The organism is Pseudomonas sp. IT-P44, assembly GCF_949768225.1.
In the GTDB taxonomy this organism is placed as follows: Bacteria; Pseudomonadota; Gammaproteobacteria; order Pseudomonadales; family Pseudomonadaceae; genus Aquipseudomonas; species Aquipseudomonas migulae.
Genome location: NZ_CATKQM010000019.1, coordinates 1 through 22,644 on the forward strand (window position 1 = coordinate 1; position 22,644 = coordinate 22,644).

The 22,644-nt window shown below is 57.0% G+C and carries 22 protein-coding genes and 1 tRNA gene; 6 read left to right on the forward strand and 17 right to left on the reverse strand.

Translation table 11 applies throughout. The features are described from left to right. The first annotated feature begins 308 nt into the window (after window positions 1-308). From gcvH to ACM6IO_RS11555, 6 genes are all read left to right on the forward strand, one after another. Complete coding sequence (gcvH, locus tag ACM6IO_RS11530) at window positions 309-692, forward strand: glycine cleavage system protein GcvH (RefSeq protein ID WP_008027813.1); 384 nt, start codon at window positions 309-311, stop codon at window positions 690-692. Window positions 693-703: 11 nt separating this feature from the next. Beyond that, window positions 704-3,556 carry an aminomethyl-transferring glycine dehydrogenase gene (gcvP, locus tag ACM6IO_RS11535; protein ID WP_414911489.1) on the forward strand — a complete coding sequence of 951 codons (2,853 nt, stop codon included), beginning with the start codon at window positions 704-706 and terminating at the stop codon, window positions 3,554-3,556. A gap of 162 nt (window positions 3,557-3,718) precedes the next feature. Beyond that, a complete protein-coding gene (locus ACM6IO_RS11540; RefSeq protein ID WP_008038656.1) occupies window positions 3,719-5,095 on the forward strand; it encodes an L-serine ammonia-lyase in 1,377 nt (458 codons plus the stop codon). 41 nt (window positions 5,096-5,136) lie between these two features. Further along, window positions 5,137-6,261, forward strand: coding sequence for a glycine cleavage system aminomethyltransferase GcvT (gene gcvT, locus ACM6IO_RS11545; protein WP_008038659.1), 1,125 nt, complete (start codon window positions 5,137-5,139; stop codon window positions 6,259-6,261). A gap of 391 nt (window positions 6,262-6,652) precedes the next feature. Beyond that, the gene (locus tag ACM6IO_RS11550; RefSeq protein ID WP_007977299.1) at window positions 6,653-6,865 is read left to right on the forward strand and encodes a cold-shock protein; all 213 of its coding nucleotides are present in this window, start codon (window positions 6,653-6,655) and stop codon (window positions 6,863-6,865) included. 96 nt (window positions 6,866-6,961) lie between these two features. Continuing rightward, window positions 6,962-7,450, forward strand: a complete 489-nt coding sequence (locus ACM6IO_RS11555; RefSeq protein ID WP_008038661.1) for an RDD family protein — start codon at window positions 6,962-6,964, stop codon at window positions 7,448-7,450. A gap of 134 nt (window positions 7,451-7,584) precedes the next feature. Here ACM6IO_RS11555 and nadA read toward each other — a convergent pair whose 3' ends face one another. The 17 genes from nadA to ACM6IO_RS11640 all read right to left on the reverse strand — a co-directional run bounded on the left by nadA (window position 7,585) and on the right by ACM6IO_RS11640 (window position 22,560). Next, entirely contained in the window at window positions 7,585-8,643 is a 1,059-nt protein-coding gene (gene nadA / locus ACM6IO_RS11560) for a quinolinate synthase NadA (protein ID WP_008027802.1), read from the reverse strand. A 285-nt stretch (window positions 8,644-8,928) separates the two neighbouring features. After that, complete coding sequence (locus ACM6IO_RS11565) at window positions 8,929-10,527, reverse strand: hypothetical protein (RefSeq protein WP_414911490.1); 1,599 nt, start codon at window positions 10,525-10,527, stop codon at window positions 8,929-8,931. Between the two features lie 142 nt (window positions 10,528-10,669). Next, complete coding sequence (gene rffA / locus ACM6IO_RS11570; RefSeq protein ID WP_008038669.1) at window positions 10,670-11,809, reverse strand: dTDP-4-amino-4,6-dideoxygalactose transaminase; 1,140 nt, start codon at window positions 11,807-11,809, stop codon at window positions 10,670-10,672. 358 nt (window positions 11,810-12,167) lie between these two features. Continuing rightward, a tRNA-Lys gene (locus ACM6IO_RS11575) sits at window positions 12,168-12,243 on the reverse strand. Between the two features lie 63 nt (window positions 12,244-12,306). Next, entirely contained in the window at window positions 12,307-12,999 is a 693-nt protein-coding gene (gene queC, locus ACM6IO_RS11580) for a 7-cyano-7-deazaguanine synthase QueC (protein WP_008038671.1), read from the reverse strand. 1 nt (window position 13,000) lies between these two features. Further along, window positions 13,001-13,648, reverse strand: coding sequence for a 7-carboxy-7-deazaguanine synthase QueE (gene queE, locus ACM6IO_RS11585; protein ID WP_192229105.1), 648 nt, complete (start codon window positions 13,646-13,648; stop codon window positions 13,001-13,003). A gap of 165 nt (window positions 13,649-13,813) precedes the next feature. After that, window positions 13,814-14,647 carry a tol-pal system protein YbgF gene (gene ybgF, locus ACM6IO_RS11590; protein WP_008038675.1) on the reverse strand — a complete coding sequence of 278 codons (834 nt, stop codon included), beginning with the start codon at window positions 14,645-14,647 and terminating at the stop codon, window positions 13,814-13,816. A gap of 6 nt (window positions 14,648-14,653) precedes the next feature. Next, window positions 14,654-15,151, reverse strand: a complete 498-nt coding sequence (gene pal, locus ACM6IO_RS11595; RefSeq protein ID WP_008027793.1) for a peptidoglycan-associated lipoprotein Pal — start codon at window positions 15,149-15,151, stop codon at window positions 14,654-14,656. A 52-nt stretch (window positions 15,152-15,203) separates the two neighbouring features. Then, on the reverse strand, window positions 15,204-16,505 hold the full coding sequence (tolB, locus tag ACM6IO_RS11600; RefSeq protein ID WP_032832453.1) for a Tol-Pal system beta propeller repeat protein TolB: 1,302 nt from the start codon (window positions 16,503-16,505) through the stop codon (window positions 15,204-15,206). Further along, window positions 16,502-17,581 (reverse strand): cell envelope integrity protein TolA, encoded by a 1,080-nt coding sequence (gene tolA, locus ACM6IO_RS11605; protein ID WP_008027791.1) that lies wholly within the window; start codon window positions 17,579-17,581, stop codon window positions 16,502-16,504. Before tolA ends, tolB begins: the two co-directional genes overlap by 4 nt. After that, window positions 17,581-18,033: a protein TolR gene (tolR, locus tag ACM6IO_RS11610; RefSeq protein WP_161806672.1), complete on the reverse strand. Its 453-nt coding sequence runs from the start codon at window positions 18,031-18,033 to the stop codon at window positions 17,581-17,583. Before tolR ends, tolA begins: the two co-directional genes overlap by 1 nt. Window positions 18,034-18,056: 23 nt before the next feature. Next, complete coding sequence (gene tolQ / locus ACM6IO_RS11615; RefSeq protein WP_008027789.1) at window positions 18,057-18,752, reverse strand: protein TolQ; 696 nt, start codon at window positions 18,750-18,752, stop codon at window positions 18,057-18,059. Further along, window positions 18,742-19,209, reverse strand: coding sequence for a tol-pal system-associated acyl-CoA thioesterase (ybgC, locus tag ACM6IO_RS11620; RefSeq protein ID WP_008027788.1), 468 nt, complete (start codon window positions 19,207-19,209; stop codon window positions 18,742-18,744). The genes tolQ and ybgC overlap by 11 nt, the downstream gene beginning before the upstream one ends. Before the next feature lie 127 nt (window positions 19,210-19,336). Next, complete coding sequence (gene ruvB, locus ACM6IO_RS11625; RefSeq protein ID WP_008027785.1) at window positions 19,337-20,398, reverse strand: Holliday junction branch migration DNA helicase RuvB; 1,062 nt, start codon at window positions 20,396-20,398, stop codon at window positions 19,337-19,339. Beyond that, window positions 20,399-21,013 carry a Holliday junction branch migration protein RuvA gene (gene ruvA / locus ACM6IO_RS11630; RefSeq protein ID WP_008027783.1) on the reverse strand — a complete coding sequence of 205 codons (615 nt, stop codon included), beginning with the start codon at window positions 21,011-21,013 and terminating at the stop codon, window positions 20,399-20,401. 115 nt (window positions 21,014-21,128) lie between these two features. Next, a complete protein-coding gene (gene ruvC / locus ACM6IO_RS11635; protein ID WP_019693260.1) occupies window positions 21,129-21,653 on the reverse strand; it encodes a crossover junction endodeoxyribonuclease RuvC in 525 nt (174 codons plus the stop codon). Between the two features lie 160 nt (window positions 21,654-21,813). Next, on the reverse strand, window positions 21,814-22,560 hold the full coding sequence (locus ACM6IO_RS11640; protein ID WP_008043322.1) for a YebC/PmpR family DNA-binding transcriptional regulator: 747 nt from the start codon (window positions 22,558-22,560) through the stop codon (window positions 21,814-21,816). Window positions 22,561-22,644: the final 84 nt, after the last annotated feature.

The window sequence follows — 22,644 nt, forward strand, 5'->3', positions numbered from 1 at the left end:
GGAATAGCGTCTGAAAACGACCTCCATCTGTACTGAAAGCGCTACAGCGGAACGATATCGATACACCCTCTTCGGATCACCACTGCACAAGGCTTTGATCCACCTATACTTTTTTGTTCGCATTCGACTGTAGCGATTTCGCTACACCGATCAAAAAACCATCTCCCAAACAAACTCCTAACCAGTTGATTTATAACAATAAAATTAAATTGGCCGCGAAATTGCTTAGTAACCACTCATAAATCAGGGCTTACGCCCAAGCATTCAATCGCGTCCACCAGACGAGTCTGGCCCCCTTAGGAGTTTCCATGAGCGAATTGCGTTTTACTGAAGATCACGAATGGCTGCGTACCGAAGCTGATGGCTCCGTCACCGTCGGCATCACCGCTTTCGCGCAGAACGCCCTGGGCGACGTGGTTTTCGTACAACTGCCTGAGCTGCAGTCCTACGACAAAGGCGCAGAAGCCGCCACCGTGGAATCGGTAAAAGCCGCCAGCGGCGTGTACATGCCACTCGACGGTGAAGTGCTTGAAGTAAACCCGGCGCTGGACAGCAGCCCGGAACTGGTCAACGAAGATCCGCTGGGCGAAGGCTGGTTCTTCCGCTTCCAGCCAACTGACGCCTCGGCTGTCGCCAAACTGCTGGATCAGGACGCCTACGACCGTCTGATCAAAGCCAACGCCGAAGCCTGAGGAGCACGCACATGACTCAAATCAATCTGAGCACTGCCAACGAATTCATCGCGCGCCACATCGGCCCGCGTTCCGGCGATGAGCAAGCGATGCTCAACAGCCTCGGTTTCGACTCGCTGGAAGCCCTGAGCGCCAGCGTCATTCCGGACAGCATCAAAGGCACCAGCGTGCTCGGCCTCGAAGACGGCCTGAGCGAAGCCGACGCCCTGGCGTTGATCAAAGGCATCGCTGCCAAGAACCAGCTGTTCAAGACTTACATCGGCCAGGGCTACTACGGCACCCACACACCGTCGCCGATCCTGCGCAACCTGCTGGAAAACCCGGCCTGGTACACCGCCTACACCCCGTACCAGCCAGAAATCTCCCAGGGCCGTCTCGAAGCGCTGTTGAACTTCCAGACCCTGATCAGCGACCTGACCGGTTTGCCGATCGCCAACGCCTCGCTGCTCGACGAAGCCACTGCCGCCGCCGAAGCCATGACCTTCTGCAAGCGCCTGAGCAAGAACAAAGGCAGCCACGCGTTCTTCGCCTCCGTGCATTGCCACCCGCAAACCCTCGACGTGCTGCGCACCCGTGCAGAGCCATTGGGCATCGACGTTGTTGTCGGCGACGAGCTTGAACTGACTGACGTGACGCCGTTTTTCGGCGCCCTGCTGCAATACCCGGCCAGCAACGGTGACGTCTTCGACTACCGCGCACTGACCGAGCGCTTCCACGCCGCCAACGCACTGGTTGCCGTCGCTGCCGACCTGTTGGCCCTGACCGTGCTGACCCCGCCGGGCGAGTTCGGTGCCGACGTGGCCATCGGCAGCGCACAACGCTTCGGCGTGCCGCTGGGCTTCGGTGGCCCGCACGCGGCTTACTTCTCTACCAAAGATGCGTTCAAGCGCGACATGCCGGGCCGTCTGGTCGGTGTCTCCGTGGACCGTTTCGGCAAACCGGCCCTGCGCCTGGCCATGCAGACCCGCGAGCAACACATCCGTCGCGAGAAAGCCACCAGCAACATCTGCACCGCGCAGGTTCTGCTGGCCAACATCGCCAGCATGTACGCCGTGTATCACGGCCCGAAAGGCCTGACGCAGATTGCCAACCGCATTCATCACCTGACCGCGATCCTCGCCAAGGGCTTGAGCGCACTGGGCCTGACCGTCGAGCAAGCCAGCTTCTTCGACACCCTGACCCTGAACACCGGCGCCAACACCGCCAAACTGCATGACAAGGCGCGTGCGCAGCAGATCAACCTGCGCGTAGTCGATGGCGAGCGTCTGGGCCTGTCCCTCGACGAAACCAGTTCGCAAGCTGACGTCGAAACCCTGTGGGCCTTGTTCGCCGACGGCAAAGCACTACCGGACTTCGCTGCCATCGCAGCGGCAGTGGTCAGCGCGATCCCGGCTGCACTGGTTCGCCAATCGCCGATCCTCAGCCACCCGGTGTTCAACCGTTATCACTCGGAAACCGAGCTGATGCGCTACCTGCGCAAGCTCGCCGACAAGGACCTGGCCCTGGATCGCACCATGATCCCGCTGGGTTCGTGCACCATGAAACTCAACGCTGCCAGCGAAATGATCCCGGTGACCTGGGCTGAGTTCGGTGCCCTGCACCCGTTCGCCCCAGCCGAACAAAGCGCCGGTTACCAGCAACTGACCGACGAACTGGAAGCGATGCTCTGCGCCGCCACCGGTTACGACTCGATCTCGCTGCAACCGAACGCCGGTTCGCAAGGTGAATACGCCGGTCTGCTGGCCATTCGTGCTTACCACCAGAGCCGTGGCGAAGACCGTCGCGACATCTGCCTGATCCCGTCGTCCGCCCACGGCACCAACCCGGCTACCGCCAACATGGCTGGCATGCGCGTGGTCGTGACCGCCTGCGACGCCCGTGGCAACGTCGACATCGAAGACCTGCGCGCCAAGGCCATCGAGCACCGCGAACACCTCGCGGCGCTGATGATCACTTACCCGTCGACCCACGGCGTGTTCGAAGAAGGCATCCGCGAAATCTGCGGCATCATTCATGACAACGGCGGCCAGGTGTACATCGACGGCGCCAACATGAACGCGATGGTCGGCCTCTGCGCGCCGGGCAAGTTCGGCGGCGACGTGTCCCACCTGAACCTGCACAAAACCTTCTGCATCCCTCACGGCGGTGGCGGCCCGGGCGTCGGCCCGATCGGCGTGAAATCGCACCTGACCCCGTTCCTGCCGGGCCACGCCCAGATGGAGCGCAAGGAAGGCGCGGTCTGCGCGGCACCGTTCGGCAGCGCGAGCATTCTGCCGATCACCTGGATGTACATTCGAATGATGGGTGGCGCGGGTCTCAAGCGCGCTTCGCAACTGGCGATCCTCAATGCCAACTACATTTCCCGTCGCCTCGAAGAGCACTATCCAGTGCTGTACACCGGCAGCAACGGCCTGGTTGCGCACGAATGCATCCTCGACTTGCGTCCGTTGAAAGACAGCAGCGGCATCAGCGTCGATGACGTTGCCAAGCGCCTGATCGACTTCGGCTTCCACGCCCCGACCATGTCGTTCCCGGTCGCCGGCACGCTGATGATCGAGCCGACCGAAAGCGAATCCAAGGAAGAACTGGACCGCTTCTGCGACGCCATGATCCGCATCCGCGAAGAAATCCGCGCAGTGGAAAACGGCACCCTGGACAAGGACGACAACCCGCTGAAAAACGCCCCGCACACTGCGGCGGAACTGGTCGGCGAGTGGTCCCATCCGTACAGCCGTGAGCAAGCGGTGTACCCGGTCGCGTCGTTGATCGAAGGCAAATACTGGCCGCCGGTCGGTCGCGTCGACAACGTCTTCGGTGATCGCAACCTGGTTTGCGCTTGCCCGTCGATCGAAAGCTACGCTTGATCTATAGGGGGCGGATTCTCTCGCCCCACTAGGACGCCACAAAACCCCGTAGGAGCGAGGCTTGCCCGCGAAGAGGCCATCAAGGTCGCCAAAAGCTTCGCGGGCAAGCCTCGCTCCTACGGGGTCGCGGTGCTCCTCATAACAAGAAACCGGAGAACAACCATGTCGTTAAGCGTGTTCGACCTGTTCAAGATTGGCATCGGCCCCTCCAGCTCCCATACCGTCGGCCCGATGCGCGCTGCTGCGCGTTTCGTCGAAGGTTTGCGCCGTGAAGGGCTGCTGGCCGCCACCACCTGCGTCAAAGTCGAGCTCTACGGCTCGCTCGGCGCCACGGGCAAGGGCCACGGCAGCGACAAGGCTGTGCTGCTCGGACTGGAAGGTGAACACCCGGACACCGTGAACACCGAAACCGTCGCCGCCCGTTTGCAAGACATTCGTGGCAACGGTCGCTTGAACCTGCTCGGCGAACACAGCATTGCGTTCAACGAGAAAGAACACCTGGCGATGATCCGCAAACCGCTGGCCTATCACCCCAACGGCATGATCTTCCGCGCATTCGACGCGGCGGGCCTGCAGATCCGCAGCCGCGAGTACTACTCGGTCGGCGGCGGTTTCGTCGTCGATGAAGACGCCGCCGGCGCCGACCGTATCGTCGAAGACGCCACCCCCCTGACCTTCCCGTTCAAAAGCGCAAAGGATCTGCTCACTCATTGCACCACCTACGGTCTGTCCATCAGCCAGGTGATGCTGACCAACGAAAGCGCCTGGCGCCCGGAAGCAGAAACCCGCGCCGGCCTGCTGAAAATCTGGCAAGTGATGCAGGATTGCGTCGACGCTGGTTGCCGCAACGAAGGCATCCTGCCCGGCGGTTTGAAGGTCAAGCGGCGGGCGGCAGCGCTGCATCGGCAACTGTGCAAGAACCCCGAATCGTCGCTGCGCGATCCGCTGTCGGTGCTGGACTGGGTCAACCTGTATGCCCTGGCGGTCAACGAAGAAAACGCCAATGGCGGGCGCGTGGTCACCGCGCCGACCAACGGCGCGGCGGGCATCGTCCCGGCGGTTTTGCACTACTACATGCGCTTCATCCCCGGCGCCAACGAAGACGGCGTCGTACGTTTCCTGCTGACGGCTGCCGCCATCGGCATTCTCTATAAAGAAAACGCCTCGATCTCCGGTGCTGAAGTCGGCTGTCAGGGTGAAGTCGGCGTGGCCTGTTCGATGGCGGCCGGCGCGTTGTGCGAAGTGCTTGGCGGCACCGTGCAGCAAGTGGAAAACGCCGCCGAAATCGGCATGGAACACAACCTCGGCCTGACCTGCGACCCGATCGGCGGGCTGGTGCAAGTGCCTTGCATCGAGCGCAACGCCATGGGTTCGGTGAAAGCCATCAATGCCGTGCGCATGGCCCTGCGTGGCGACGGTCAGCACTTCGTCTCCCTCGACAAAGTCATCCGCACCATGCGCCAGACCGGCGCCGACATGAAAAGCAAATACAAGGAAACCGCCCGTGGCGGTTTGGCGGTCAACATTATCGAGTGCTGATGCGCGCTCACTGCATCTGCACACTTTTTCAGGAGCTGGATATGTCCACCGAACAACTGTTGAAAACCCCGTTGCACGCACTGCACATCGAACTCGGCGCCCGCATGGTGCCGTTTGCCGGCTATGACATGCCGGTGCAGTACCCGCTGGGCGTCATGAAGGAACACCAGCACACCCGTGATCAGGCCGGGCTGTTCGATGTTTCGCACATGGGCCAGATCCGCCTGACCGGCGCCAATGCCGCCAAGGCCCTGGAAACCCTGGTGCCGGTGGACATTATCGACCTGCCGGTGGGCATGCAGCGCTACGCCATGTTCACTAACGAGACGGGCGGCATCCTCGATGACCTGATGGTCGCCAACCTCGGTAACGACGAACTGTTCCTGGTGGTCAACGCCGCCTGCAAGGATCAGGACCTCGCGCACCTGCGCAAACACATCGGCGACCAATGCACCATCGAGCCGCTGTTCGAAGAGCGCGCACTGCTGGCCCTGCAAGGTCCGGCCGCCGTCACGGTGCTCGCGCGCCTGGCGCCGGAAGTGGCGAAGATGACGTTCATGCAGTTCGCCCGCGTGAAGTTGCTGGGCGTGGACTGCTTTGTCAGCCGCTCGGGTTACACCGGCGAAGACGGTTTCGAAATCTCCGTGCCGGCAGCCAATGCCGAAGCGTTGGCCCGCGCCCTGCTGGCCGAACCGGAAGTTGCGGCCATTGGCCTGGGCGCTCGTGATTCGCTGCGTCTGGAAGCCGGCCTGTGCCTCTACGGCCACGATATGAACACCGACACCACTCCGATTGAAGCGAGCCTGCTGTGGGCCATCTCCAAGCCTCGACGTGCCGATGGCGCGCGGGCCGGCGGTTTCCCTGGCGCTGAAACCGTGTTCGCCCAGCAGCAAGCCGGTGTCAGCCGCAAGCGCGTAGGCCTGTTACCGCAGGAACGCACACCTGTGCGCGAGGGTGCAGAAATCGTCAACGAAGCAGGCGAGATCATCGGTAGCGTTTGCAGCGGCGGTTTCGGTCCGACCTTGAGCGGTCCTTTGGCCATGGGTTACCTCGACAGCGCATACATCGCCATCGACACACCTGTGTTCGCAATTGTTCGTGGGAAAAAGGTGCCTTTGCTTGTAAGCAAAATGCCATTCGTTGCACAACGCTACTATCGTGGTTGATTGACTGTTTCTATAAGTAACGCGGTTGCGTTAACAGTGCACTAATGTGTAACGCAACCGCCATAAAACAGTGCAAGCTTTCGTTTATGAACGCTGCTTATAACAATCGAAAACAATTGAACCGCCGCATCGAATAAGCCGGAACTAGTGAAACACTAATGGCCAGCAACCTGAGTAAAACCGGGCCTCTCACAGGGCTTGTTTTTTCTCCCGTAGTTGGCGTAGAGTTTGTTCACTGTGTTTGCATGGGTCGCTTGGAATCGTGACCTGGGCAGTAGCCTACAAGTTAGCTACATCCCGTTCGACGTCTTCTTACTCTCCTGCAACCAGCCCCAGTACTCTTTCATGAGAAGGAGACTGTCATTAATTTTTGCGTCAAAGGAAATAAGAAATGTCCCAACGTCAGAGCGGTACCGTCAAGTGGTTTAACGACGAGAAAGGTTTTGGTTTTATCACTCCAGAAAGCGGTCCGGATCTGTTCGTGCATTTCCGCGCTATTCAGGGCAACGGCTTCAAGAGCCTGAAAGAAGGCCAGAAAGTGACCTTCATCGCCGTGCAAGGCCAGAAAGGCATGCAGGCTGACGAAGTACAAGCAGAAGCCTAACCTTCTGTTACGAAAAAGCCCCTGATGCTGACATCAGGGGCTTTTTTGTGCGCGTAAATCCGTAAAATGGCTTCTTTTTCCGTCGAGAGCCCTGCCATGTCGAAACACCTGCTCAACCCTCAGGGCGACTTTCCCGCCGCGACCCTGGGCCGTCGCCTGGCAGCGATGTTCTATGACTTTCTGTTGTGCACTGCCCTGCTGATCGTCACCAGCGGCCTCTACAAGATGATCCAGATGGCGATCATCGGCGAAGACAAAATGCGCACCCTGACCGAAGCCGGCGCACTGGACGGTGATCCGTTGCTGTCGACGGTGTTGTTGTTCGTGCTGTTCGGTTTCTTCGCCAAGTTCTGGACCTGGTCCGGGCAGACGCTGGGCATGCAGGTATGGTGCATCCGCGTGCAGAACGCCGATGGCTCATCCATCAGCCTGTGGCAGGCACTGCTGCGTTTTGTCGTGTCGATCGCATCCTTGCTGTGCGTCGGCCTTGGATTCATCTGGTCGTTGTTCGACAAACAGAAACGTAGCTGGCATGACATCTATTCGGGCACCCAGCTGGTGCGGATTCCGAAGAAGACCAAATAATCGGATAGCGTAAAACCATTGTGGGAGCGAGCCTGCTCGCGATGACGGAGTGTCAGCCGACATTAATGTTTGCTGACACTCCGCCATCGCGAGCAGGCTCGCTCCCACAGGTTTTTCAATTTGCCTGACAGCTATCAGGCGTTCCCGGCCAGCTTCATCCGCGCAGCCTGAGTGAAGTCGAGCATCCGCTTCAACGGGCGAATCGCCTGAGGGATCAACGCCGGATCGACAAAGATCTCGTTCGCCCCCTCTTTCAAGGCCTTCAGCGTGCGCTCAAGCGTATTCATCGCCATCCACGGGCAGTGCGCGCAACTGCGGCACGCCGCGCCGTTACCCGCTGTTGGCGCCTCGATGAACACCTTGTCCGGGCACAACTGCTGCATCTTGTAGAAGATGCCACGGTCGGTGGCAACGATAAGCGTCTTGTTCGGCAGGCTCTGCGCCGCTGCAATCAACTGACTGGTGGAACCGACAGCGTCCGCCAGCTCGATCACCGACGTCGGTGATTCCGGGTGCACCAGAATCGCCGCGTCCGGATACAGCGCTTTCATGTCTTCGAGCTGCTTGGACTTGAACTCTTCGTGAACGATGCAGGCCCCGTCCCACAGCAACATGTCCGCACCGGTCTGGCGCTGAATGTAGGTGCCCAGGTGCTTGTCCGGGCCCCAGATGATCGTTTCGCCGTTATCCATCAGGCTTTCAACGATCTCCAGAGCGCAGCTTGATGTAACAACCCAGTCCGCCCGGGCTTTGACCGCTGCCGAGGTGTTGGCATACACCACCACGGTACGTTCCGGGTGCTGATCACAGAACGCCGAGAACTCGTCCACCGGGCAACCCAGGTCCAGCGAACAGGTCGCTTCCAGGGTCGGCATCAGCACACGTTTTTCAGGGTTGAGGATTTTGGCGGTTTCGCCCATGAATTTCACACCGGCGACCACTACGGTCTTGGCCGGGTGAGCATTGCCGAAGCGGGCCATCTCCAGCGAGTCGGAGACACAGCCTCCGGTTTCTTCAGCCAGGGCTTGAATAACCGGATCACAATAGAAGTGTGCAACCAGCACCGCGTCCTGAGCCTTGAGCTCGGCAGCAATGGCAGCGCGATAATAGGCCTCTTCCTCGACCGTCAGCGGCTTGGGCTGCTTGGCGTCGAGGTGGGCTTGAACCAGAAGGCGTTCGGAAATCTGCGTCATGTTCGCAAGACCTGCAAGCGCTTACGCGCGAAAGTCGAGTATACACCCGGCTCCGGCCCCTTCAGGGGTACCGCCGGGAAAGTGAGTATTCATCAGGCATGGACAGCGTTGAAGCTGCGCAAGGCTACAGAATATCCCCTGGAGACAAAAGACCATTTCAAGCTGATTCCGATACACAACGCCTTGTCGGTCATGATTCTTGAAGCGAGAAATCTGCCAGTACTAACAGATTGAGTGGTGGCGGACGATTAAAAACCCGGCCACCACCGCTTTTCGGTGCACGAATCAAAATAACTTGATGGTGATCCAGCCGTTATCCTTGAATTGAGCATCTAGCACTTTGACATCCCCATCCATGGGCAGTTTTTTGCAAATCACGTTTGCGGGGAAATCCCTTTGCTTTTCAAGCGGCACATACTTCTGTCCCGAAAACGCTTTGATCGAAGCGTCAAAATAGTCAACTTTCAACGATGAATCGCCTTGTGAACGGCTCTTCAAAGTATCGGCAACTGTTTCCATTCGTTCAAGAACAGCACGGCATCCGTTAGCAACCAAAGGAAAGTTGTACTGATAGGAGAATAGTGGCACCGCCATCATCGAAACCGAGTAAGGCAGCTTGGCAGACAAATCACTGTCTTGAATAACGATCGACATCGGATCGCCTGAGGCCGCCTTATATTCCTCAACCGATTTGAACTGCAAACCACGGAAATACGTGTACTCCAGCTCACTGAAGTTGAACCCATAAGCCTTGAACGTAAGATATAAAATAATCGAGGCGACAGCAAAACAAGCAAGCCTCGCACCTTTGATCGCATGACACCTTAGAAAATCAAGAAAAATAATTATTGCCACCCCAGCCACAAGACTGGTGGAGTAATCAATATAATTCTTGTACGACAGCATAACCCCAGAGACAACGTGCACATTACAAACAAGGAACAACGAAAGAGCAATAAAAAACTGGCTATATACATGCCAAGTGTCTTTTATAGCGTATCGACGGGAAAGAGCAAACTGAACCAAGAAAAAACCAAGCGCTACAAGGCCGGAAACTGGCAACATCGGCACATGGCTTTTTATATAACCATCCGACATCGCGGAAATAAATGGATCTTTTGACAAAAACAGAAAATCAAAAAACATAAAACCGAAAGACATAGCCAAATAAGACGCCACGCAGGCGATACCTATTCGCAAATAGCTCAGGCTCTTATTAAAGAACCATGAATGCAGCAAGATAAAACCACAGACGAGGAAGTACGCATAAGGTACCCCCACATAAAAATATAACAACGGCAACAACACAAACAAACAAAGCAAGCGCCCGGTTTTTAAAAAAGCCGAAACCGCCAACACAACAAAAAAATATGACAACTGTGGCTCCGGCGTTCTCAACGCCGATTGGTAATATTCCCAGCCGTAACCGAATACACCATAATCCCTGGTCAGATGCGCTATAAGCGGATTACCGAAATTAAAAATAATGGGAGAAAACAAAACTATCGCTGCGTATATCAATGCCCGCCCATAGTTGACATTCAACCGACGAAGAATAAATACAAGCAAGAAAAATGTGGCTGGCGTCAAGAGACAATCAAACAGAATATTGATTTCTCCCCCACTCAACCCCAGATTTTGTAGGGTATAAACGATCGCCCCGGATGCCCAATACCCAGGCACTGTCAAAGAACCCAATGCGCCTTGATAGCTTAGATAAGTCTCCTCATCCCAGGCGTTTACATAGATGAAATTGACAGATTCAAAGTAGGCGTAAATCATGGGAAAGGCGTAAGACAAATATGCCAGCACCACAAAAACTATCTTCAGAGCCAAACTGGCCGAAATTCTTTCAGATACCTGCTTTAGCACCGCAAAAAACATAATGTCTAAATCTCTGTTATGAAAACGAACTTCAATATGCCTGTTCCGGAGATATCAACCTCACGCACCATAGGCACGGATGCCACGAATGGCACCCTGTTCGCCATTGAATCTCACTGCAACTCTTCACAAAACACGTAGATTAACTAATAGCCCGCGCCAAGACGTCCACGACTTTATCTTGCTGCTCTGGTGCCAAGCCGACCCAAAGAGGTAGTCGCAATAAAGACTCTGAAAGTGCATCCGTATTGTCCATGGAACCATGAACTCGTCCGTAGCGCAGGCCGCCTGGTGACGAATGAAGAGGAACATAATGGAATACTGCGGATATATCGTTTTGCTTCAACGCTTCCAGGACAGCCTGCCGATCAACACCTGGTGCCAGCAACACGTAGTACATATGCGCATTGTGCTGACAGTCTTCCGGCACAATTGGACGACGCAACAAGCCCTTTTGCTCTAAAGGAGCAAGGGCAGCATGATAGTAGTCCCAGACTGCCAATCGTCGATCGGTGATACTTTTGGCCTCTTCCAGTTGAGCCCAAAGAAATGCGGCAATCAACTCTCCTGGCAAAAATGAAGAACCTACTTCCTGCCAGGTATATTTATCTACCAGCCCACGAAAGAAGCGACTGCGATCAGTGCCTTTCTCACGAATAATTTCAGCGCGCAACGAAAGCTGTGGTTCGTTAACTAAAAGCGCACCGCCCTCACCCGAAATCACATTCTTTGTTTCGTGAAAGCTGAATGCACCGAGATCACCAATACTCCCAAGTGCACGCCCCTTATAGCTGGACATTACACCCTGGGCAGCATCCTCCACTACTTTGAGACCATGCTTACGAGCAATATGCATGATCGTATCCATCTCACAGGACACGCCCGCATAATGAACAGGAACAATAGCTTTGGTCCGGGGAGTAATGGCTGCTTCAATCAGCTTCTCATCCAGATTCAATGTATCTTTACGAATATCCACAAATACAGGGATCGCACCGCGCAGTACAAAGGCATTGGCGGTTGAAACGAACGTATAGGACGGCAAGATCACTTCATCGCCAGGCTGTATATCCAGCAACAATGCAGCCATTTCAAGTGCGGCGGTGCACGAATGAGTGAGGAGCGCGGTATTACAGCCCGTGCTTTGTTCAATCCATTGATGACAACGCTTGGTGAAGGAGCCATCACCCGCCAGCATATTCCCAAACTTGGCTTCTGCGATGTAGTACAGCTCTTTACCCGTCATGTATGGACGATTGAAGAGTATTTTTTCAGTGCTCATGCCTGCTCCGACTGGGTAAGTTTTGGCCTTGGCTCATTAGGTTTTCGGAGTTTCAATGAAAACCACGGTGAGAAAAAGTTGAAACCCTATTGCCTGGACGGCAGAAGGAGAGCCCCGATCCGGGCTTTCATCTCTTTATGTCTCTGCCAATTCCACTTTGTCACAGTATGTCAGATGAGCCTGTCATTCTGAACATCCATGTCGAAAATGGCGCCTGCCATGGCCCTTACGAAGTCACACGCCTACGAAAGCCATACACCACCGCTCCGTCCGCGCCGCGCACTTTCTTCCAGGCAAAAAAAAATCCGGAAATCCTCACTTTCGTGGGCCTTCCAGACTTTTAAAACTGCTACAAAAATGGTGGGTCGTGTGGGATTCGAACCTACGACCAATTGGTTAAAAGCCAACTGCTCTACCAACTGAGCTAACGACCCGCTGTGTGGTGGCGCGTATAATACTGATTTTTAAGGACTATTCAACACCTAATTTGAAATAAATCAAAAATAAGGTGTTGGATCGCTGATTCCGGCGGCTGCGAAGCCTTCCGCACGCAGTCGGCAGCTGTCGCATTTGCCGCACGCGTAGCCTTTATCGTCCGCCTGATAGCAGGAAACGGTCAGACCGTAGTCGACGCCGAGCTTCACGCCCGCCTGGACGATCTGCGCCTTGCTCAGGTTTTGCAGGGGCGCCTGAATGCGGAAGCCATTGCCTTCGACACCGGCCTTGGTCGCCAGATTGGCCATGCGCTCGAAGGACTCGATGAACTCAGGACGGCAATCCGGATAGCCGGAGTAATCGACAGCGTTAACGCCAATGAAGATGTCGCGCGCCCCGAGCACTTCGGCCCAACCTAGCGCCAGGGACAGAAACACGGTATTGCGAGCAGGCACGTAAGTCACCGGAATGCCCTCGCCTGCCTCTTCCGGCACATCAATGCTGCTGTCGGTCAGTGCCGAGCCACCAATGCCGTTCAGGTTCAAACCGATGACCTTGTGCTCGACCACACCCAAGTCCCGGGCAACACGTTCAGCGGCGTGTAATTCAGCGTGAGACCGTTGACCGTAATCGAAGCTCATCGTGTAGCAGCTGTAGCCTTCAGCGCGAGCCATGGCCACGACCGTCGCCGAGTCGAGACCGCCGGACAGCAGGATGACCGCACGTTTTTCAGCAGTATTCGTTTGTTCAGTCATATCAGCGCCCCGGCTCGTCATTCCAAAGATATTTATGCAGCTGCAGTTGCAGACGTACTGGCAGGTTGTCCGCCACCACCCAGTCAGCCAGATCCCGAGCATTCAGGTCATGGTGGCTTGGCGAGAACAGCACTTCACCGGCTCGGCGATCCAGACCGTACTGAATCAGCTTCGACACGGCCCAGTCGTAGTCTTCCCGCGAGCAGATGACAAACTTCACCTGGTCGTTGGGGGTGAGCAGCTCGATGTTCTCATAGCGGTTGCGATGCGCTTCCTTCGAACCCGGGGTTTTCAGGTCGACAACGCGACTCACGCGTGAATCTACCGCCGAGATATCAAGCGCACCACTGGTTTCCAGTGACACTTCGTAACCGGCGTCGCACAACTGCTTGAGCAATGGGATGGCATTGGGTTGCGCCAGCGGCTCTCCGCCGGTGACACACACATAACGCGGGCGGAAACCGGCCACTTGCTCGAGGATGTCGTCGAGCGTTCGGACAGTACCGCCAGTGAACGCATAGGCGCTGTCGCAGTATTGGCAACGCAATGGGCAACCGGTCAGGCGCACAAATACTGTGGGCAGCCCGGCAGTCCGCGTTTCCCCCTGCAACGAGTAGAAAACTTCGGTGATTCTCAATGTGTCTTGCATAGTCGCCACGGGCGTAACAGCTAAACAGGCTGTCCGCCTCCGTCAGCACTTCAAGGAACCTCGCCAACGCGCAGGCCCCAAAAAGCGTATTTCATAAAGAGGGCGTGAATTCTAACGAAAAAACCCGCGACAAGCGCGGGTTTCTTCGAAATGGGTCAAGCAGGCTTACATGCGTTGCAGATCGCGTTGGGCCAGCTGAGCGGCGGAAGTGCCCGGATATTGGGACACGACCTGCTGCAGAATGCCTTTTACCTTGTCGGGATGACCGAGGCGGCGTTCTACATCAGCCAGCTTGTACAGCGAATCAGGCACTTTGTTGTGCTTTGGGTACAGCTGCGAAACCTTGGCAAATGCCTGACCTGCACCTTGCAGATCGCCTTTGGCCAGGTTCACTTCGCCCAACCAGTACTGGGCGTTGCCCGCGTATTGGCTGTTCGGGTATTTGCGCAGGAAAGCGGAGAAAGCCTGACTGGCTTTGTCGAAATCCTTGGCCTTGATCAAGTCGAAGGCTGCATCGTAATACAGTTTTTCCTTCGCTGGATCCGCCGGTTCGCTACCCGCGGCAGGAGCCTGAGCGGCTGCCGCCCCTGCACCCGCTGCTGCGCCGGGGGCATTCAGATCGCCACCGGTAGAAGAATTCTCAGGAGTCGCGGCTGGTGCAACGCCGGTTCCTATGCGCCGATCAAGATCCTGGTATCGCTCCAGGTTTTCCTGCTTCATGCGCGCTACATCATTTTGCAGAACTTCAATCACACCTTGTTGGCGCGAGATCTGCTCCTGCATCGATTGCAGTTGGTTGAACAGCTCGCCCTGTGCCGAGACAGGGGCCGAAACCCCTCCCCCGGCATAGGCGCCGTTCGTACCGTAACCCGCAGGCGGATAACTACTCCCGCTATTGTTATAGCCGGAGTCATTATCGACCACAGGAACCGCAGCCCACACCGCAAGCGGTGCGAGGCTGAGAGCCAAAACAGTTACAGCACGACGGCACGTTCGCATGACGAATTACTTACGCAGTTCGACGCGACGGTTTTGAGCCCAGGACTGCTCGTCGTTGCCGGTAGCAACTGGACGCTCTTCGCCGTAGGAAACCAGTTCCAGCTGAGCTGGGGAAACACCTTGCAGTACCAGGTAGCGTTGAACGGCTTTCGCACGACGCTCGCCCAGTGCCAGGTTGTACTCACGAGTACCACGTTCGTCGGTGTTGCCTTCCAGAACAACGCGAGCGCCGTTTGCTTTCAGGTCTTTGGCGTGAACGTCCAGAGCGCGCATGGCTTCTGGCTTCAGGTCCGAGCTATCGTATTCGAAGTAGAAGGTGGTGATTGCGCGCAGAGCAGCTTCTTCGCTCAGGGAGCCATCAACGGCACCAGTGTTAGCGCCGTAACCAGCGTTTGGATCAACAGCGCCTTCACCGGCGTTGTCGCCGCCTTTGGACGAGCAACCTACAGCTACAGCCATGGCCAGAGCCAGCGCAGCAAATTTACCAAACTTCAGCATTTCCATCGTGAAACTCCTAATGAACCCCAGTGTGTTAAGTACAACGTGTAGCGCCGCGTCAGTTCAGGTAAGGGGACCAGGAAGGTTCTCTGACTTCGCCTTGTGCGGTAGGAAGCGGGAGCCTTACGCGTCCATTAATGGACACGAGCATCAAGACTCCCCGGCCCTGCTGGCGGGTGGCGTAGATTACCATGGTGCCGTTGGGCGCAACAGTAGGCGACTCGTCCAGAGTGCTATCAGTGAGGATTTTTACGCTTCCGCGCTGCAAATCCTGGGCCGCCACCTTGAAATTAGTGAAGCCATCCTGGCGGTGAATCATCACCAGGGTCTTTTCATCAGCCGAAAGCTTCGGGTTGGCGTTGTAGTTGCCGATGAAAGTCACACGCTCCGCACCACCGCCACTGGCGCTGGTTTTGTAGATTTGTGGCTTGCCGCCACGGTCGGAGGTGAAGTAAAGGGTATTACCATCCTTGCCCCAGAACGGTTCGGTGTTGATGCCAGGACCGTTGGTGACACGGGTCAGCTGACGCGAACCCAGGTTCATCACATAGATATCCGGGTTACCGTCTTTCGACAGAACCAACGCCAGGCGATTGCCATCCGGCGACCAGGCTGGTGCGCCATTCAGGCCTTCGAAGTTGGTGATCTGCTCACGGCGACCGGTATCGATGTTCTGCATGAAGATGCGCGGACGCTTCTGCTCGAACGACACATAAGCGATGCGCTTGCCATCCGGTGCAAAACGCGGCGACAGGATCGGCTCGCGCGATTGCAGCAGGGTCACGGCGCGGGCACCGTCATAGTCAGAACGTTGCAGCGTGTAGCGCGTGTTCTTCTCGGAGAAACGCTCTGCAGTCACGTACAGCAGACGTGTCGAGAACGCACCTTTGATACCGGTGAGTTTTTCGAACGACTGGTCCGCGATGTAGTGCGACATGTCACGCAGTTGATCAACGCTGCCCGACACGCTGCCGGTCAGCACTTGTTGTTCGGTGGCGACGTTGAACAGAGCGTATTGAACCTGCAGGCGACCGCCCGCCGGAGCAATGCTGCCGACCATGACGTACTGGGCGCCGAGCGCCTTGAAGTCACGGAAGATGATTTCGCTGGCCTGGCTCGGCTGGCTGATCATGTTCTGCTTTGGAATCGGCGAGTAGTAACCCGAATTGCGCAGGTCGTTACCGATGATTTCGGCCATGTCGTCCGGCAACACGCTGCCGCCCTGGTTGCCAAACGGTACGACGGCGATCGGAGTAGCCCGATCGCTGCCGCTGGTGACCAGAATGTTTTTTTCATCTGCCGTCGCAATCCCTGCCAGGCAGCAGATCACGACAAGCATTCCTCGAAGAAGGTTTCTCACAAGGCTAGATCCTCAGGTGTGAATGTCATCTTGAATGAACGATACGGAGCGAAATCACTCGGCTTCATTCCCTGCATTTCTGTCAAACGTCCAATATTCTTGACCGCAGCAACTGCCGACGCGTCAAACGGACCGTCACCACTGGACTTGGACACGCTGACCGAAGTCACCGTACCGTCCGGCAACATGCCGATTTGCAACACGACCGTCATGCCTTTGCGTGCCGAAGGTGGACGAGCCCAGCCTTCCGCTGCACGAGCACGAATCAGGTCATCGAAACTGCCGGCGACTTCGTCACCCTGCTCATCCGCCAAGGCCTGCTGACGCTGAGGCGTGTCGGAAAGCAAATCTGCCAGGGCCTGAGCCTTTTTCTCTTCGGCGGATTTACGTGCCGCTTCCTGCGTTTTCTTTTTCGCAGCATCGGCAGCAGCTTTCTTCTTCGCATCTTCGGCGACTTTCTTCTTCGCCTCTTCAGCTTCAGATTTCTTCTTGGCGTCTTCCGCGGCTTTCTTCTTCGCGTCTTCGACGATCTTCTTCTTGGCTTCTTCCGCGGCCGCTTTCTTGGCCTCTTCTTCAGCCGCTTTCTTGGCTTCTTCTTCAGACTTCTTCTTGGCTATATCAGCCAATTGTTTCTCTTCAGCCTTTTTGGCCTCGGCGGTCTTCTTCGCTTCATCGGCTTTTTTGGCTTCATCAGCCTTTTTAGCCTCTTCCGCTTTCTTGGTCTCGTCGGCCTTCTTGGATTCTTCGGCTTTTTGAGCCGCGTCTTCCTTCTTTTGTTCCGCAGCCTTGATCGCTTCCTGCTCGATCAACTTCTGTTCCATCTGCTCGACTTCGGTCTGGCGCGCGGCGGATTTCTTCGCCTCACCCGCAATCTTCTGATTGGTCTGGGTGGTCGCCTGGCTTTTCGACTTCAGTTGGTACAGGGTCGCCTGGACAATCGGCTTGGCCGGCGGCAGCTCCGGTGTGAAGGCAAAACTGACGAACAGCATGCCGAAAACCAGCACGTGCAAGACAATCGCCAGGACACTAGGCCAGAAGTAGCTTTCCGAGGCGGATGGCTCTCGCATTTGCTGCATCAGGGTGCCTCGGTAATCAAGCCAACATTACCGACCCCGGCCTTCTGCAATCCGCCCATGGCACCCATGACGGAACCGTAATCGACGGTTTTGTCGCCGCGGATGAACACCTGGGTACGTTTGCCGCCTTCAGTCCCGGCGCGAATGATCTTGGTCACCGCATCAGTCATCTGAGGCAAGGTCATTGCCCTGTCCTGCTGCTTTTCAGTGTCGACTTCGCTGCCAAGGTTCCAGTAGTAGGTCTTGTCAGCCTTGATCGAAATGGTCAGGACCTGGGTGTTGTTGTCCTGCGGCAAGGCTTCGCTGGAAACCTTGGGCAGATCAACTTTCACGCCCTGATTGAGCATCGGCGCGGTCACCATGAAGATGACCAGCAGTACCAGCATCACGTCGATGTAAGGCACTACGTTCATCTCGGCAACCGGCTTGCGCTTTTTGCGAGCTCGAGCGATTAAAGCCATTGGAAATTACCTGCTTATTCTTCGCTGGTGTGCACTTTGCGGTGCAGGATCGCCTGGAATTCATCGGCGAAGGTGTAGTAACGGCCGATCAGCGTTTCGCTGCGAGCGGCAAAACGGTTGTAAGCGATAACGGCAGGGATGGCGGCGAACAGGCCGATCGCAGTTGCAATCAGTGCCTCGGCGATACCTGGAGCCACAGTGGCCAGGGTCGCTTGCTGGGCAGTTGCCAGGCCACGGAAGGAGTTCATGATGCCCCAGACCGTACCGAACAGACCGATGTAAGGGCTGACGGAACCGACAGTGGCGAGGAACGGCAGGCTCTGCTCGAGCTTTTCTTCTTCGCGGGAGATAGCGACGCGCATGGCGCGGGCCACGCCTTCCATGACCGCTTCCGGGTCAACGCCTGGCTGCTGACGCAGACGGGAGAATTCCTTGAAGCCGGCACGGAAGATCTGCTCGACGCCCGAATCCGGATCCGGGTTGCTGCCGGCCTGACGGTACAGTTTGGACAGGTCGATACCCGACCAGAAGCGCTCTTCGAAGCTCTCCAGGGCGCGTCGACCGGCGCGCAGCAAGTTGCTGCGCTGAAAGATCATGATCCATGAGGTCACCGATGCGGCTACCAGGATCAGCATTACCAGTTGCACCACGATACTGGCATTGCTGACCAGGCTCCACATGGAGGAATGGTCGACGACGTTAGCTTCCACGCTTTATCTCCTGCTTTGAGTGTGTACCCGCGCCGCTCACGTCGGCAAAGGCCGCACGTAGAGCTTCGGGAATGGCCCGGGGTTTTAAACTTTCAGTGCGCACACAGGCCACCAAAAACTGCCCTTCACAGAGCAGCGCATTATCCGTGGCTCGCCTGACCTGCTGTTTAAAGCGCAGGCTGACACGGTTCAATTCGATTACTTCAGCGCTTACCAGTAGCTCGTCGTCCAGTCGCGCCGGCGCGTGGTAACGCGCTTCGCTGGAATGCACGACAAACAACAGGTCCTCCCCTGCCAGCTGGGATTGGGCAAAGCCCAGCTCCCGGAGCCGCTCGGTTCGAGCCCGTTCCATAAACTTGAGGTAATTAACGTAATACACGATGCCGCCCGCATCGGTGTCCTCGTAATAAACGCGACAACGATGTGCGAAAGGCTCAAGCCCGTTTTGCGCGCGCATACTCTAGTGCTTACTCCTCAGGTTGCCAATCCGGCCAGGCAACTGTTTTTCATTGATCTGCGGCTTTCTCGCGAAAGTACGGTCCTGGGACAGCACAATGCCCGAAAAATAAGCGCGCAAAGATTAATTAATCGTCCACTGCATCAAGGAACTCGTCTACCACGGGCATCTCGCCCAATCGTGACGGAATGTTTAAACCAAAGTGCAGGTACGCATGCCGGGTGACCACCCGCCCCCGAGGCGTGCGCATGATGTAGCCCTGCTGGATCAGATACGGTTCCAGCACGTCTTCAATGGTGTGCCGTTCTTCGCTGATCGCGGCGGCCAGACTGTCGACGCCCACCGGTCCACCGTCGAACTTCTCGATCATGGTCAGCAGCAGACGCCGGTCCTGGTGATCGAAGCCACGCTCGTCGACATCCAGCAGATTCAAGGCGAGATCGGCAATCGGTTTGGTGATGTGGCCCTTGGCCCGGACTTCGGCGAAATCACGCACCCGGCGCAACAGTCGGTTGGCGATCCGCGGGGTGCCACGAGCCCGGCGGGCGATTTCGAATGCGCCTTCGGGATCCAGTGGCAAGCCAAGAATGTTCGCCGAACGACTGACAATCGTCGCCAGGTCGGCGGTGCTATAGAACTCAAGACGCTGGACGATGCCGAAGCGGTCGCGCAGCGGGTTGGTCAGCATGCCGGCGCGCGTCGTCGCCCCCACCAGCGTGAACGGCGGCAGATCCAGCTTGATCGAACGGGCAGCCGGACCTTCGCCGATCATGATGTCGAGCTGGAAATCTTCCATGGCCGGGTACAGCACTTCTTCGACAATCGGCGACAACCGATGGATTTCGTCGATAAACAGCACGTCGTGCGGCTCGAGGTTGGTCAGCAGCGCAGCCAGGTCACCCGGACGCTCCAGAACCGGGCCCGAGGTGCTTTTGATCGACACACCCATTTCCTGGGCGATGATGTTGGCCAGGGTGGTTTTACCCAGGCCTGGCGGACCGAAGATCAAAGTGTGGTCCAGGGATTCGTTACGCCCACGGGCAGCCTGGATGAACAGCTCCATTTGCTCGCGAACGGTCGGCTGGCCAATGTATTCGGCCAGACTGACAGGACGAATCGCCCGATCCTGGACTTCCTCGCGGTCGCGCGGGCCCGGCGTGGCGGCTATCAGACGATCAGCTTCAATCACTTAGATCATTCCCTTCAGGGCACGGCGAATCATGTCTTCACTGCTCAAACCTTTCTCCTTGATCGCGGAAATCGCCTTGCTGGCTTCCTGCGGCTTGTAGCCCAGGGAAATCAGCGCGCTGACGGCGTCATTTTCCGCGGTGGCGACCGGCGCAATATCCGGCCCGCCTGGCTGGTTTGGCACCAGGGCAAACATCGCCGGCACAGTTTCCCACGCCTTGAAGCGATCCTTGAGTTCCACCAGCAAACGCTCGGCGGTCTTCTTGCCCACGCCCGGCACCTTGGTCAGGGCCGAGGTGTCCTGGGACTGCACGCAACGTACCAGTTCATCGACTTCCAGGCTCGACATCAACGCCAGGGCCAATTTCGGCCCTACACCATTGAGACGAATCAACTCGCGAAAAAAGTCTCGCTCACGTTTGCTGGCGAAACCATAGAGTAACTGCGCGTCTTCGCGTACGACCAAATGGGTGTGCAACGTCAGCGGTTCACCGACCGACGGCAAGCGATACAGCGTCGTCATGGGCACTTCAAGCTCATACCCCAGACCGTTTACATCCAGAATCAGGTGCGGCGGCTGTTTCTCAGCCAGTGTGCCGCGCAAGCGTCCAATCACGTTTCAGATCCTTGAGCGTTGGCCAGTTTGGTGGCTGGCGACTGACAGAACGAGGGTGTTGCGCCGACAACACAGGCACAAAACCCTCATTCCGTAAAAATGACTGCTGATGCTATCAGAGACGCAGGCGCCCGCCACGACTGCGTGCCGTGCCCAGACCATGAGGCAACAGGCTGGAACGGGTGTGAGCATGGCAAATGGCAATGGCCAGGGCGTCCGAGGCATCGATTTGCGGTTTGCTGGTGAGTTTCAACATGTGCATCACCATCATTTGCACCTGCTCTTTATTCGCCGCGCCGGTCCCGGTTACTGCCTGTTTGACCTGGGTGGCCGTGTATTCGGCGATTTCCAGATTCTCTTCGGCGCCGGCAACGATTGCCGCGCCTCGGGCCTGACCGAGTTTCAGCGCGGAATCGGCGTTGCGCGCCATGAACACCTTTTCGATGCCCATGGTCACCGGGCCGTAGGTCTGAATGACTTCACGCACGCCGCGATAGACGATTTGCAAACGCTCATGCAACTCGCCGGAACCGGTACGAATACAGCCCGACGCCACGTACACGCAGCCACGCCCGGTATCGCGTACCACGCCATAGCCGGTGATGCGCGAACCGGGGTCGATACCAAGAATTAAAGTCATAACGCCTGCGGCTTAAGAGGGTGGGGCCTGCTGATGACACATTACGGGAATGCGACCCGATCTGTAGGAGCCGGCTTGCTGGCGATGACGGCCTTAAGGCAGTGCAAGACTTGAGGGCCTCATCGCCAGCAAGCCGGCTCCTACATGATGGTGTGAGCCCTTAGCCGAGCTGTGCGGCCACCGACTCGGGGATATCCGCGTTGGAATAGACGTTCTGCACGTCATCCAGGTCTTCGAGCATGTCGATCAGCTTGAGGACTTTCTCGGCGCCTTCCAGATCCAGTTCGGCACTGGTGGTCGGCAGCATGACGATTTCCGCGTCATCACCTTTGAAACCGGCGGCTTCCAGCGCATTACGCACGGAGTAGAAACCGGCGAACGAGGTAAACACGTCAATGGAGCCGTCTTCGTTCGTGACCACGTCATCGGCGTCGGCTTCCATCGCCGCTTCCATCAAGGCGTCTTCATCCACACCCGGCGCGAAGGAAATCTGCCCTTTGCGCTCGAACAGATAAGCCACGGAACCGTCGGTACCCAGGTTACCGCCGCACTTGCTGAACGCATGGCGAACAGCCGCTGCGGTGCGGTTGCGGTTGTCGGTCATGCACTCGACCATCACCGCCACGCCACCCGGGCCGTAGCCTTCGTAGGTCAACTCGACCATGTCATCGGTGTCGGCTGCACCGGCACCGCGAGCCACCGCGCGATCGATGATGTCGCGGCTCATGTTCGCGCCCAGCGCCTTGTCCAGGGCCAGTCGCAGACGCGGGTTGGAGCCCGGATCACTGCCGCCCTGACGGGCAGCAACGGTCAGTTCACGAATCCACTTGGTGAAAATCTTGCCCTTCTTGGCATCCTGACGTTCTTTGCGGTGCTTGATGTTCGCCCACTTGGAATGACCCGCCATAACTCGCTCCGAATTCTCTTTGAAACATTGCCCGCCACACACGGAGTGCCGGCCAGCAAACAAAAAATCTCGACCTGAAGAAAA

Bases quoted from the DNA above. Each gene is read 5' to 3' on its own strand.
- gcvH (WP_008027813.1), top strand. From the start codon at position 309: ATGAGCGAATTGCGTTTTACTGAAGATCACGAATGGCTGCGTACCGAA.
- gcvP (WP_414911489.1), top strand. From the start codon at position 704: ATGACTCAAATCAATCTGAGCACTGCCAACGAATTCATCGCGCGCCAC.
- ACM6IO_RS11540 (WP_008038656.1), top strand. From the start codon at position 3,719: ATGTCGTTAAGCGTGTTCGACCTGTTCAAGATTGGCATCGGCCCCTCC.
- gcvT (WP_008038659.1), top strand. From the start codon at position 5,137: ATGTCCACCGAACAACTGTTGAAAACCCCGTTGCACGCACTGCACATC.
- ACM6IO_RS11550 (WP_007977299.1), top strand. From the start codon at position 6,653: ATGTCCCAACGTCAGAGCGGTACCGTCAAGTGGTTTAACGACGAGAAA.
- ACM6IO_RS11555 (WP_008038661.1), top strand. From the start codon at position 6,962: ATGTCGAAACACCTGCTCAACCCTCAGGGCGACTTTCCCGCCGCGACC.
- nadA (WP_008027802.1), bottom strand. From the start codon at position 8,643: ATGACGCAGATTTCCGAACGCCTTCTGGTTCAAGCCCACCTCGACGCC.
- ACM6IO_RS11565 (WP_414911490.1), bottom strand. From the start codon at position 10,527: ATGTTTTTTGCGGTGCTAAAGCAGGTATCTGAAAGAATTTCGGCCAGT.
- rffA (WP_008038669.1), bottom strand. From the start codon at position 11,809: ATGAGCACTGAAAAAATACTCTTCAATCGTCCATACATGACGGGTAAA.
- queC (WP_008038671.1), bottom strand. From the start codon at position 12,999: ATGACTGAACAAACGAATACTGCTGAAAAACGTGCGGTCATCCTGCTG.
- queE (WP_192229105.1), bottom strand. From the start codon at position 13,648: ATGCAAGACACATTGAGAATCACCGAAGTTTTCTACTCGTTGCAGGGG.
- ybgF (WP_008038675.1), bottom strand. From the start codon at position 14,647: ATGCGAACGTGCCGTCGTGCTGTAACTGTTTTGGCTCTCAGCCTCGCA.
- pal (WP_008027793.1), bottom strand. From the start codon at position 15,151: ATGGAAATGCTGAAGTTTGGTAAATTTGCTGCGCTGGCTCTGGCCATG.
- tolA (WP_008027791.1), bottom strand. From the start codon at position 17,581: ATGCAGCAAATGCGAGAGCCATCCGCCTCGGAAAGCTACTTCTGGCCT.
- ybgC (WP_008027788.1), bottom strand. From the start codon at position 19,209: ATGCGCGCGCAAAACGGGCTTGAGCCTTTCGCACATCGTTGTCGCGTT.
- ruvC (WP_019693260.1), bottom strand. From the start codon at position 21,653: ATGACTTTAATTCTTGGTATCGACCCCGGTTCGCGCATCACCGGCTAT.
- ACM6IO_RS11640 (WP_008043322.1), bottom strand. From the start codon at position 22,560: ATGGCGGGTCATTCCAAGTGGGCGAACATCAAGCACCGCAAAGAACGT.